Origin of the sequence: Anabaena sp. PCC 7108 (assembly GCF_000332135.1) — a bacterium.
Taxonomy (GTDB): Bacteria; Cyanobacteriota; Cyanobacteriia; order Cyanobacteriales; family Nostocaceae; genus Anabaena.
Map to the genome: position 1 here is coordinate 1810339 of NZ_KB235896.1, position 12795 is coordinate 1823133.

General features: G+C 39.4%; 14 protein-coding genes. 2 read left to right on the forward strand and 12 right to left on the reverse strand.

Going from position 1 to position 12795, the window contains the following annotated elements; genetic code table 11:
* Positions 1–21: 21 nt before the first annotated feature.
* Positions 22–1704: a pitrilysin family protein gene (locus ANA7108_RS0109020; protein WP_016950455.1), complete on the reverse strand. Its 1683-nt coding sequence runs from the start codon at positions 1702–1704 to the stop codon at positions 22–24.
* 152 nt (positions 1705–1856) lie between these two features.
* Between ANA7108_RS0109020 and ANA7108_RS0109025 the strand changes: the two genes are divergently transcribed.
* The gene (locus ANA7108_RS0109025; protein ID WP_016950456.1) at positions 1857–2471 is read left to right on the forward strand and encodes a TetR/AcrR family transcriptional regulator; all 615 of its coding nucleotides are present in this window, start codon (positions 1857–1859) and stop codon (positions 2469–2471) included.
* A 13-nt stretch (positions 2472–2484) separates the two neighbouring features.
* The gene (locus ANA7108_RS0109030; protein WP_016950457.1) at positions 2485–2949 is read left to right on the forward strand and encodes a DUF29 domain-containing protein; all 465 of its coding nucleotides are present in this window, start codon (positions 2485–2487) and stop codon (positions 2947–2949) included.
* Positions 2950–3078: 129 nt separating this feature from the next.
* Here the strand turns inward: ANA7108_RS0109030 and ANA7108_RS0109035 are convergent, their stop codons facing one another.
* The 11 genes from ANA7108_RS0109035 to ANA7108_RS0109080 form a co-directional block, all read right to left on the reverse strand.
* Positions 3079–5340, reverse strand: coding sequence for a tetratricopeptide repeat protein (locus tag ANA7108_RS0109035; RefSeq protein WP_369750740.1), 2262 nt, complete (start codon positions 5338–5340; stop codon positions 3079–3081).
* 48 nt (positions 5341–5388) lie between these two features.
* Positions 5389–5841 carry a hypothetical protein gene (locus ANA7108_RS0109040; RefSeq protein ID WP_016950459.1) on the reverse strand — a complete coding sequence of 151 codons (453 nt, stop codon included), beginning with the start codon at positions 5839–5841 and terminating at the stop codon, positions 5389–5391.
* Positions 5842–5940: 99 nt separating this feature from the next.
* Positions 5941–6390: a DUF4332 domain-containing protein gene (locus tag ANA7108_RS0109045; protein ID WP_016950460.1), complete on the reverse strand. Its 450-nt coding sequence runs from the start codon at positions 6388–6390 to the stop codon at positions 5941–5943.
* Positions 6391–6484: 94 nt separating this feature from the next.
* Positions 6485–7285 carry a PhzF family phenazine biosynthesis protein gene (locus ANA7108_RS0109050; protein WP_016950461.1) on the reverse strand — a complete coding sequence of 267 codons (801 nt, stop codon included), beginning with the start codon at positions 7283–7285 and terminating at the stop codon, positions 6485–6487.
* Positions 7286–7297: 12 nt separating this feature from the next.
* Positions 7298–8065: an MBL fold metallo-hydrolase gene (locus ANA7108_RS0109055; protein WP_016950462.1), complete on the reverse strand. Its 768-nt coding sequence runs from the start codon at positions 8063–8065 to the stop codon at positions 7298–7300.
* A 3-nt stretch (positions 8066–8068) separates the two neighbouring features.
* Complete coding sequence (locus ANA7108_RS0109060; RefSeq protein ID WP_016950463.1) at positions 8069–8668, reverse strand: aminodeoxychorismate/anthranilate synthase component II; 600 nt, start codon at positions 8666–8668, stop codon at positions 8069–8071.
* A 117-nt stretch (positions 8669–8785) separates the two neighbouring features.
* Positions 8786–9241, reverse strand: coding sequence for a diacylglycerol kinase family protein (locus ANA7108_RS0109065; RefSeq protein WP_016950464.1), 456 nt, complete (start codon positions 9239–9241; stop codon positions 8786–8788).
* Between the two features lie 241 nt (positions 9242–9482).
* Positions 9483–9989, reverse strand: a complete 507-nt coding sequence (gene ybeY / locus ANA7108_RS0109070) for an rRNA maturation RNase YbeY (protein WP_016950465.1) — start codon at positions 9987–9989, stop codon at positions 9483–9485.
* Positions 9990–10002: 13 nt separating this feature from the next.
* Positions 10003–10158, reverse strand: coding sequence for a DUF3285 domain-containing protein (locus ANA7108_RS28705; RefSeq protein WP_016950466.1), 156 nt, complete (start codon positions 10156–10158; stop codon positions 10003–10005).
* 127 nt (positions 10159–10285) lie between these two features.
* A protein-coding gene (prfB, locus tag ANA7108_RS0109075; protein ID WP_144052370.1) for a peptide chain release factor 2 occupies positions 10286–11408 on the reverse strand; the annotation gives its coding sequence in 2 pieces (ribosomal slippage) (positions 10286–11335 and positions 11337–11408; 1122 coding nt in all).
* A 315-nt stretch (positions 11409–11723) separates the two neighbouring features.
* Positions 11724–12452, reverse strand: a complete 729-nt coding sequence (locus ANA7108_RS0109080; RefSeq protein ID WP_016950468.1) for a Bax inhibitor-1 family protein — start codon at positions 12450–12452, stop codon at positions 11724–11726.
* Between the last annotated feature and the right edge of the window lie 343 nt (positions 12453–12795).

Consider the following 12795-nt stretch of genomic DNA (forward strand, 5'->3'; position numbering starts at 1 on the left):
TAAGTACCCAATTAGCAATCCTTATGATTGCTTCGACAACAACTTACCAACCGTCCGATTTTCCGGCGTAAATGTCGTTTGCGCTACCCGCTGAATATCCGCAGGAGTAACCGCCGCAATGTCATCTAACTGCTTAAACAAATTCCGCCAAGAACCAGTTTTTACTTCATATTCCAATAGTTGCTGCGCCATTCCCATATTGGAATCTAGACTTCGCAATAAACTAGCCCTCGCTTGAGTCTTAACGCGCTGTAACTCAATATCCGTGACAGGCTGGGTTTTCAAACTCTCAATTTCCTGCTTTAAAGCCACCGCCAATTCATCAACTGTGTGACCGGGAGCAGTGAGAGCATAAAATAACATCAAATTGGGGTATTTATCCCCCGGAAAGCCGCTGGAACCTTGAGCAGCTAGAGCTAAACGCTGTTTTTCTACCAATGACTTATACAATCTTGAGGTGCGTCCATCACTCAATAAACTACCAATAATTTCATAAACTGCATTATCAGGATGAGTAACTGCTGGACGGTGATAACCTTCTAAATACCAAGGTTGAGAAGGTAGTTGTAAGGTAAGTTCCCTGGTTTCGGTTTGCTTTGGTTCTGTGGGAATTTTGGGCTGGGCTTTAGGTTTAGCTTGATAACGCCCAAAGTAAACTTGTGCTAATTTTTTTACCTCAGTCGGGTTAACATCGCCGACAATAGCGATCGTTAAGTTGCTGGGGACATAGTAATTGTCAAAAAATTGCCTGACATTTTGCGGTGTTAAATTACGAATATCTTCGTCGTAACCAATCACCGGTCGTCTGTAGGGATGGACTTTGAAAGCAGTATCGATAAATTTCTCAATCATTAAGCCGATAGGAGAGTTTTCTACTCGCATTCGGCGTTCTTCCAAAATTACATCTTTTTCTTTATAAAACTCCCGAAAGACAGGTTCTAAAAATCGATCTGATTCCAGAGACATCCACAATTCCAACTTATTAGCAGGAAAACTGTAAAAATAACGGGTTGCTTCCCCTGATGTATTGGCGTTTAAGCCTACTCCTCCCGCTTGCTCAACAATTTGCCCCATTTCGTTTTGTTTAACTAATTTGAGGGCTTGAGTTTCTACTGATTTAAACTCAGTTTGTAATTTTGCTAAATCATCTTTTTTTCCTTGGGCTTTAGCAATCCTAACTTGGCTGTCTAATTGTTCTAATTGGTCTAGTAGTGGTTTTTCGGCTTGATAATCTGTAGTACCAATGCGTTTTGTGCCTTTAAATGCTAAATGCTCTAGAAAGTGTGCGACACCAGTTTGTCCATCTGGTTCATCTATGCCACCAACATCAGCATAGGTAAGAAAGGAAACTACAGGCGCTTGATGTCTTTCTAAAACAATAAATTTCAACCCATTATCGAGACGAAACTCTGTTAACTGCTTAATTACTCGATCTAAATAAGGTTGAATTGATGTTTGCTTGGGTTGTAGCGCTGTAGCGATTTCTGGCATTAACCCCCAACAACATATCATTATCGCCAAAGCAGTGGCAAACAGACGACGAAAGACTGGAGGCTGGGATAATTGATTGGATGATTGAGAGTGGGATTTGTTAGCACTACCGATGAACCAATCCAAAATCCAAAGTCGTTCGACTGACTTGTACTGAGCCTTGTCGAAGTAGCGCTTAAGCCGAAATCCAAAATCTAAAATTGCCTGATTCATAAGCAAAAATTAAAGTAAATTTACACTTCTTGAGAAATAAGCTAATTAGCAAACAGAGCGTTAATGTTGTATTAAGCTTTCTCTGCTTTTTGTATTTGATGTTAGACAATACTTGCTACAAGTCATGTTCCTGAGATATAGCAATAACTACCATGCGAGTTTTTAATTTTCCCCCAACATCAGAAGCGCAGACGCGCACCCGCATTCTTCAAGCGGCACAAAAGTTATTTGCTGCTCAGGGATTTGATGGTACAACTACTCGTGATTTGGCACAAGCCGCAGGTGTAGCTGAGGGGACTCTGTTTCGGCATTTTTCCAATAAGAAGGCGATTTTGGTCGAAGTAGCAACGAGTGGGTGGGTAGACATTCTCACAGATTTGCTCACAGAATTGAGTGAAATGGGCAGTTATCAGGCTATAGCCCAGGTGATGCGCCGGCGAATGTGGAATATGCAGAAAAATGTCGAGATCATGCGGGTTTGTTTTATGGAAGTGCAGTTTCACCCAGATTTGCGCGATCGCATTCAAACGGAAGTCATTGATAAAATGACTGATGTGGCTGAAGCCTTCTTTCAAACCGCTATGGATAAAGGTATCTATCGTCAGACAGATGCCAAATTAGTAGCTAAGGTGTTTTTAGGAATGTTTGCGATCGCAGGTTTTTCTGATCATACCCTCCTGGAACCTAACGCATCCCCCCAAGAAATGCAAAAAATGGCCGAAGGACTCGCTGATATTTTCCTCAATGGAGTGCTAGTTAAAGAATAGCTGGATCTGAAAGATGTCTAACACGCTATATGATCACGATTTGCAATTATGGATTTCGCAAACAATTCAGCAATTACAGAATCATGAATTTGAGTCGCTGGATATTGAGCATTTGATTGAGGAACTAGTTGACTTGGGTAAATCAGAGAGAAATACACTCAGAAGTAATCTCAAAATCTTATTAGCTCACTTACTCAAGTTGCAAGTTCAGCATCATGTACCCGATTCAATGAAAGCAAGTTGGTATACTTCAGTTGTTGAACATCGTCAGCGCGTTCTCGACAATCTGACAGATACCCCATCTCTCAAAAGTTTTTTAGTAGAAGCTGTAGAAAAAGCCTATCCTGATGGTCGTAAAATTGCAATTAAAGAAGGTAAACTTGCCAAATTTGGAGTTCGTGTACCGGAAGAAAGTGAGTATCCCCTCACCTGTCCTTTCTTAATTGAGCAAATTTTAGATGAGGATTTTTACGGTTAATTTAGGACTTACACAAGCATCACATTTAATATCTCTTGTAGGGTGTGTCAGACCGATAAATGATGATTCTCAACAGATTTTTAACATCTGACGCACCTGATTAATAAGCCAGTTGCGTAAGTCCTGTAATTAACAGGATTTAATTTCCGCTAATTTATCCTGTGCGCGTTTTTGGAAAGGTTGATAATTAATCTTTGCGGCTAATTCCTCACCTTCAGTTAAAGAATTAATCGCTGCGGTTTTATCTCCCATTTTTAACTGCACTTCCGCCAGAAAATAGATTAAATTGCGGCTTTGACTATAAATATCACCAATTTGCTGATAAAGATTTTGTGCTTTCTGGATAAATAATAAACCCTGTTTTGGGTCATCTTGCAATTTACCCAATTCCTTTAAAACATTAGCTTCCCCCAAGCCAGAACCTATTTCCCGGAAGAATGACAAAGCTTGTTCATACCGTGATAATGCTTCATCTCTCCGGTCGAGAAATTGCAACACATCCCCAATGGCTTTTAATGTGTTAGCTTCTCCCAAGAGATCGCCGATTTCTTGGTAAAATGTTAAAGCTTGTTCATACCGTGATAATGCCTCATCTCTCCTGTCGAGAAATTGTAATACATCACCTATGGCTCTTAGTGTGTTAGCTTCACCCGCGAGAGAACCTGTTTCCCGGTAGAATGTTAATGCTTGTTCATACCATGATAACGCCTCATCTCTCCGGTGGAAAAATTGCAACATATCCCCAATGGCTTTTAATGTGTTAGCTATCCCCAATCGAGAATTTGCTTCTTGGAAGAATATTAATGCTTCTTCATAGTGTGATAATGCCTCATCTCTCCGTTTGAGATAATGCAATGCATCTCCAATAGCTTTTAATGCGTAAGCTTCTCCTAAGCGAGAACATTTTTCTCGGTATAATGCTAATGCTTGCTCATACCGTGATAGTGCCTCATCTGAGCATTTCAAAAATTGCAGCACATCCCCAATAGATTGTAAAGTGTTTGCTTCCCCCAAAAGCTCGCCTATTTCCCGGTAGAATGACAAAGCTTGTTCATACCGTGATAATGCCTCATTTCTCCGGTCGAGAAATTGCAACACATCCCCATAAACTTTAAGTGCATCACTGAACAGTCTTTTCTCATTCTCCTTCGGAGATTTCCATTCTGTAATTAATCTTTCATATAGACTCAAACGAACGGCATTGTAATAACGCTTTCTCAAAAATTCATCACACTTATCATGATTATTTTCTGAATAATAAACACTAGAAAAAGCCTCAGCATATTTTCCCAACTCACAATAATGATAGAAAATTTCTAAATATTCTGTCACCGCTTCCAAATTATCATTATGTGCAAGTTGAGGTTTGCGGCGTTTTGTGTAGTAAGCTATAGCTAATTCATGGGCTTTAGTTCTGTCTTCTGGTCTTTGCTGTAAATAACTTTGAATTAAAGGTTGAAACTGAAACTTCCAAACACCTTCCTGTTTCTTTTCTTGCAACAGAGAACATTTTGCTAATTGTCGCAACTCTTTAGTTGTAATCGTCTCATCAATTAAGGCTGTTGCGGCACTTTCATCAAAACTCAAACGATAAACACTCACATTCAACAACAGAGTTTGTAATTTTTGATTTAACCGCTTAATACTAGCATCAATAATTTTACCAATACTCGATTCTGGGTCATCTCGATGTAAACCCAAAATCTCAAAAAAGTTTTGATTTAACTTCTTTAATTCTTCCTGTTCATCCAACAACAAACCAGCAACCAGTTTAATTAATAAAGGATGTCCATTAGTCCGCTTGACAAAATCTTCTAAATCTAATTCATCACCTTGAATTTGTAAATCCTTCAGCAAAGCCACCCCTGCTGATATCGAAAGTCCATCTAAACCCAACCATTGACAATAGCTAAGAGTATTATTTGGTAATGTCGGTTTTTCTCGACTAGTAACTAAAATTAAACTCCGACTATTCGACCCAAACCACCGTAATAAAAACTCACCATAAGTTGGATCTTGCCATTGACCATTATCATGCAGTAGGGTTTCTAAATTATCCCATACCAGCAAATATCGCCCATTTTGCAAACAATTACATAAGGCAATTATTAATTCTTCGTCTTTTTCTGGTACAGGTTGTTTTAACTGTTCTAATACCCACCTTCCCCAAATCCCAAAAGGATATGCTTGACTAAAACTCGTCCAAATTTTCTGATCAAAGTTTTGTAAATCATCATATATCTTTCCCACCAATGTTGATTTACCAAAACCACCAGCAGCAGTCACCCCAATTAATTTAATATTTGGTAAATTTAACCAATCTTGAATTTTAGCAACTTCTTTTTCCCGTCCATGCCAATAAGTAGCATCAGAACGGCGTTGATCAATAATATAACTGGTGAGATTTAACTTTGACCGTTCCCGTTCGGACGACTCTAGTCAAGGTTGTATGTAATTATTATTAATAGTGTTATTTCCAGTGTAATTTGTACCACCTTGATTAGTTACTTCATTTTTAGTTTGATAACCTGTGTTATTTTGACCATCAATATTCATCACCATGTGGCTATTATCTTGAATTTTGCCAGCATGAATTTCTTCAGCTAATTTCTTCACCTCTTCCGCAAACTGAGGATCATCATTCATTTCATCTTCTAAGTAAACCTCTAAGCGGGTTAAATCTGCCTTAGAACCTTGTTCAATTGCGGTGAGTGCTGTAACTGCTTTAGAATTACCTCGTAGCTTATCCCAAATCTTTTTACGCAGTTCATCCATTTTAGCCAGTGCGGCCGCTGTGAATTTTTCACCCAACTTACCAACACTAGACTCAAAGAATTTACTGAAAGCAAAACCAGCGATTGTCGCTGCTGTTAAGGTTACAGGATCAGCCATAACTGTGAATATTTGAGGTTTATTTTTAAAATATACAGCTTTTTCTAGCTTTTATTCAATCTCACAGTTTCTAATTCCGTAAATCTATAAAAATCCGATTCAAAACTTAACCGTCAGCAAAATTTTCGCTTGTTGACTCCATTGTTGTACCAACTCAACCGCAGGACATAAATCACGACGCTGTAATGTTGCGACTTGCAAACGCATAACTTGTTTATGTAATCTGTGAATGGGAATTTCCGCCAATTGTGCCACAGAAATCACACCAGCATGGAGTAATAAACCACAATATTGCGTTCCTATACTGGGAATACGAGCTAAATCAGCCAAAGCTAACCATTTACTGACATTTTGAATATTTATCTGTAACTTACTTGCCAATATTAGTTTTGCTTCTGGGGTTTTTCCTTGTTTGAGTAGTTCTCCTGTGGTAGTAATGTCACAATTTTGGAGTCGGGATTGTTCCTCTTGGTTTAGTCCAGGTAATTGTTCAATCGGCCAATTACCAGCTTGTAAGAAATTTCTATTATTTGTCGGTTTAGTAGTCATTTATTTTTTTTATCTCACGTATAGATGCGAAGGAAGAAAAAACTGCTGTAATCTTATTCTAAAACTAAGTTTAAGCTGACTGCTGACTGGAAAGTTAACCTGTAATTAATTCACCACGCAAAACGGTTACTGCTTGTCCAGATATAAAGACGCGGTTTTCACCAGGATAGTTTACCTTAACAACACCACCTCGACTAGAAGCCTGATAAGCCAAAAACTTATCCTTACCCAACTTATTACGCCAAAATGGTGCTAAACAACAATGAGCCGCACCAGTTACAGGGTCTTCGTTAATCCCTAAACCTGGTGCAAAAAAGCGAGAGACAAAATCGTACTCTGAGCCAGATTTGGCTATGCTAGTAACTATAATATCAGCCACAGGTAATGTTTTCATTAACTGGAAATTTGGCTGCATTTCTCGTACTAACTCCTCAGCTTCCACTTCCACCAAATAACCCAAAGAATTTTGATGAACAGATTTATAAGGTATTCCCAAAACCTGACTTAATTCTGCTGGTGCTTCTACAGGTTGTGAGTGATTAACAGGAAAATCTAACTCAATCCAACTTACTTGCAATTTGGCAATGAGTACGCCGCTTTTAGTATGAAAACGTGCGATTTCATCTGGTAACAAATGCCCTTTCGACCATAATACATGAGCGCTGGCTAGAGTTGCGTGACCACAAAGGGGAACTTCTACCGTCGGTGTAAACCAACGCAAATTAAAACCATCATCTTGTTTAACTAAAAAAGCCGTTTCTGATAAATTCATTTCCTGGGCGACTTTTTGCATCCATTCACTAGATTTAGGAATGTCTAAAATACACACAGCCGCAGGATTGCCAGTAAATGCTGTATCAGTAAAAGCATCAACTTGAGTAATGATTTGGTTCATAAAAATAACTATTTAAAACTTATAACTCAAAACCTGAATTTCTGTATTTTCCGGTAAGGTCTTAGAGTTAATCACTACAGTATCACCATTACTCCTTCTCACAGTTACGCCTGAGATCAAGTTAAGAAAATCATCTAGCGGTGTAATCTCACAACTAGCAGAATCAGCCGCCTGGGTGCGGTAATGGGTAGGAATTACTAACTTGGGATTTAAGACTCCAATTGCCTGTTGTGCTTCCTGAGCATTGTAAGCTTTAGCACCACCTCCTACAGGAATCAAGGCCAAATCAGGACGACCCATGAGGATTTTTTGCTCAATGGAAATAGGTGCAGCCGCGCCCCCTAAATGTAGAATATTAATTCCCCCTTGGTTCCACTTCCAAACGGTATTTTTACCAAATTGCTTGCCACCTTTGCGGTCATGGTCTATGGAAATTCCTTCAAACTTCAGACCTTTAAACTCATAAACACCAGGTTCATAAATCAGCTTGGGATTTCCTGGTAGTCCCTCTATTGCACCTTCATCTAATAGTTGACTGCTAATCAATACCAAATCAGCTGTAACTTTTGGCAGACGATATCTAGCCGTACAGCCCACAGTCCGAAATGGATTGACGAGAATTTTTACACCACTAGCTGTAAACAGAAAGCAAGTGTGACCCAGCCATTGAACAGATACACCACTAGATTGGGCATTAACCCGAAGGTGGGAACCTAAATTAGTAACTAATGCTGTCACCAAACCTGCCCCTGTATAGCCCATCAACTCTCGTCGTTTCATTAACTACTCTCTTGTCTGTAATTGTTCCAGAAAATTCCGCAGTAACTGCTTACCCGAAGAAGTCAGTACACTCTCTGGATGAAACTGGACTCCCTGAATGTGAGGATAGTTCCGGTGTTGTACTCCCATGATTGTGCCATCTTCCACCCAAGCGGTGATTTCTAATACTTCTGGGCAAGTTTCGCGGTCAATCACCAAACTATGATATCTGGTGGCGGTAATGGGATTTTCTAATCCTTGAAAAACTCCAACTCCAGTATGAGATACTTGGGATGTTTTACCATGCATCAACTCTGGTGCAGAAACGATTTTACCACCGAAAACCTGACCGATACTTTGATGTCCTAAACAAACACCTAAAATCGGTAAACTAGAGCCTAGTTCGGTAATTATATCTAAAGAGATTCCTGCATTTTCTGGACGACCAGGCCCAGGGGAAATTACCACGGCATCAGGTTTTAATGCCCGAATTTCATCTACAGTTATTTTATCGTTACGAAAAACTTTCAAGTCAGATGCTATCGGGAAATCTACGGCTAGTTCTCCCAAATACTGCACCAAATTATATGTAAAGCTATCGTAATTATCAATGACTATAATCACAATTTTTACCTAACTGTATTGGCATCAAAAATATCCATAACTATCAATCAGCATTTTAGAAGGCATATTTGCCAAATTCTTAAATGTCATAGTCAAAGCTACAGGTACAAAAATTATCTAAAAAGTGGTCATGATTAAAGCTACTAAAGGAGGGAGTAAAAGTGTAGCAGCTACTAATAGAGATACCAAAGCAGATACTAGCACAGCACCTGCTGCACAGTCTTTAGCAACTTTAGCTAAGTCGTGGTAAGTTTGCTTAACTGTTAAATCTACCAGGGATTCAATGGCTGTATTTACTAACTCCAGCGTCAAAACTAAACCGCTAGTAATAGCAATTATTGCTATTTCTACAGCTTGTAGATGTAAAAAAATACTTAAGCCAATGGCGAAAGCGCATACACTGAGATGGATACGGAAGTTACGTTGAGTTTGAAAACTATAGCTGATTCCAGCCCAGGCATACTTAAAGCTAACAAATAAATTAGAGGCTATCTGCCAGGAAAGTTCCCGTTCTTTTGACACAAGGGTTGGTAAGCGGTTTGGTGTTGATGGTGGCGAAACTTGTTGTGACATGGGCTGCATAACACAAAATATTATAAGGTGGGACTCTGGTTTAGTGAATTTTGGATTTGTGTCACCCACAAAGGGGGTTAGCGTAAACTGTGACTTTAGTCGATTATGAAAATAAAACCCAAAAATCTAAAATTGTTGATCAATTTTAAGGGAGCAATTCAACTTTGACGTAATTTTAAAGAATTTATGACAATAATATTGTAAAAATCGCCACCAAGAGTAAAAACTTGAGCCATGCCCATTATTCTAAGTCAATAATAATACTTACTCCCTTCAGTAATATAACTTGTTGTTTCAACATTTGCATCAAACTTTCTTCATCAGGATGATCCCAACCTAAAAGATGCAATAAACCATGAGCAGTTAACCAAGCTAACTCTGTGGACAAACTATGTTCCTGCTGTTGAGCCTGACGCTCTGCCGTATCTATAGACACAACAATATCACCTAAATACAAAGGTTGGGAAGCAAGCATTTCCTGACTTTGGGGTAAATCTGCCTCTAAGGAAGCAAAGGCTAAAACATCCGTGGGTTGATTTAGCTGACGGTATTCGGCATTTAATTCCTGAATTTGGGCATCATTGGTCAAACGCAGCCCTATTTCGTAACTGAGTGCAGGTGGAAGATCAGCCGTGAGAATTTCCAACCATTGATCAAACCAGGTTTCCAGAGTGTCCTCCGATACTGGCAGGTTTGGGGAAGATTCTTGCAAACAATTTTCTACATATAATGCAACCGTTGGAGGCACAAAATCTCCTCAGTTAACGAGTTAGGTAAGCAAGACCAACAAGCAGACTTAATAAGCCTACAGCAGTCAGTGCAAAATGTTTAAGGGATGTACCACCTTTTCTGACCATGTTTCTCATGGCAAGTTTGACGTAGCTGGGTTGAGGTTCTGTTGAGGGAGATTTACTCATAATTTTTTCACAATAATCTCTTTTATCACTTTAACAGGTATTTGATTTGAGACAATCGCTCATGCTCAGATAACCGAATTTCTAGAAAAATCGGCTATCTTGTTGATGATCTCAATGCTTTTCTCAATTATCCAGGATTGCTGTCTACCAGTTGGTTTTCTTGGCGCAAATAGGCTTGGATAAAAGCATCAATTTCGCCGTTCATAATATCCGTAATTGCTGTAGTTTCCGTATTTGTACGTAAATCCTTGACCATTTGATAAGGATGAAAGACATAGTTACGAATTTGGTTACCCCAGGAAGCCTCTACCATATCACCGCGAATTTCGGCAATTTCTTGGGCGCGTTGTTCTTTGGCGATGATCAATAACTTGGCTTTAAGGCGTGCGAGGGCTTTTTCTTTGTTTTGTAGTTGGGAACGTTCTTCTGTACAACGTACAGCCAAACCCGTAGGTAAGTGGACTATCCGCACTGCTGTTTCTACTTTGTTGACATTTTGCCCACCTTTACCACCAGAACGGGTTGTGGTAATTTCTAAATCCTTTTCTGGAATGTCTAACTTGACGGTGTTATCGATTTGTGGCATGACTTCCACCCCAGCAAAACTAGTTTGCCGTTTACCATTGGCGTTGAAGGGAGAAATCCGTACTAAGCGATGAGTACCCATTTCAGACCGCAAGTAACCATAAGCATAGCGACCAGTAATTTCTAAGGTTGCAGATTTAATTCCGGCTTCATCACCTTCTGATTCTTCAGATAAAGTTACTTTGTAGCCGTGATCTTCTGCCCAACGGGTGTACATCCGCATTAACATAAATGCCCAGTCTTGAGCATCTGTACCACCAGCACCTGCGTTAATTGTTAAAACTGCACCTTGAACATCGTAGGGGCCAGAAAGTAATTGCTGTAATTCCCATTGGTCAAGGTCACGATTCAGCTTGGTAATGGTAGATTCTGCTTCTTGCAAGAGTGCTTCGTCAGTTTCTAATTCTAATAGCTCAACAACTGCTCTGGTATCTTCTAGATTGGCTTGCCACTGATAATACTGTTCTAAGTGGTCTTTGAGGTCGTTGAGTTCTTGGAGTATTTGTTGTGCCTGGTTTTGGTCGTCCCAAAATTCCGGCTGGGCTGATATTTGTTCTAAATCGTGAATTTTGGCTTTGAGTGCAGGTACGTCAAAGATAGTCCTGGGTTTTACCCAGGCGGCCAGACAACGTTTCGATTTCGCGTTTGAGTTCTAGGACATCCATATTGTTTGCTCAAGTTGAGAGCTATCTTAATTTTAGTGATAGCTTTTGTGTAGCGTCTCCAAAATAAGCGTTATTGCTTTTAGCGGATAGCTTTTGATTTTAGTTATAACCCTAATTCTAGCTGTAATTGGGCAAATTCTGTGGTGTAAATTACCGAATAACTTTTAGGTCAATTTTTAGTTAAATTTTGTTTTTCCTTTCACTGATAATCAATACACATCTCCAAAAATTAAACAACAATTAAACAACAATTAAATATGTATGACCTCAAACCCCTGTAGAGACGTTCCATGGAACGTCTCTACAATATGTCTATTAATCGCGGCCATTAATGGCTATGAGCAACCGCAGAATAAAGATGAATAAGTTGATGTAGGTTAGATACATCGACAAGGCTGCGGGTAAATATTCATCATCGCGGTAGGTACGGGGCAAGATGTAGAAATCAACTACAGAAGCGCCAGCGAAAATAAATACACCTAAACCGGAGATACCGATTTCTAACCAAGATGGTGTGTAAACACCAAATAAGGCCAATACAAATTGGCTGAGGCAGACAACCACCAAGGCAATTACGCCTAGGGAGATGGTTTTTGTCAATGCCATACCATCTGATTCTGAGAGGTTAGAACCAATTTGACGGGCAGCAATGAAGGTGACACCACAACTGAGGGCAGCTATGCCTATACCTTGAATACCAACGCCTTGGGTTCTCAAAGCGACAAATACCAAGCCACTCAGGGTATATCCAGATAAAAGGCTGTAAATAGCTAATAGTGGTAAGGCTAGGCTATTGTTACCTTTGGATGCGACATTTTGGGCGACAAAGAAGAGAATTAACTCCAGAACTACAGCACCAAAGAAGGTGGGAAAGAATAATCCTGGATTGGAACGAATTACTCCTAAACCACCATAGGTTCCTAATGCGGTCAGAACTAGTCCACCTCCAACATAGGGGAGGGCGTTAGCAATGACATTGGGTCCAACTAGAGCGTTATTTTGAGCTTCGCGGAAAGCTTGACGAAAATTGCTGGTATTGCTCATATATAAAAACCGTAAATACAGGTTTATGAGGAAATGTGCTACTAATCTCTATTTTTACCAATAGTTGGACTAGAAACTAGGGCGGTAATCTAGAATTTAATTTTTGCAAAAATTTAGGTATGGCAAGTGACAGTGTAAAAGGTCTTTTGGTATCTAGGTTTTATTAATACCTACTGCTTCTGTAAGGGATATAGTTTTTGTCCTGACTACTTTTGCGGTTTCTATAAGTAATCGTGCAAGTTATCAGTTAACTGAGACAGCGGGATGTTCTCAATATTATTACTGAAAGTTCATAGTAATCCTGACAGATATAAAAATGCTATTACGTATAAATTAGAGATGA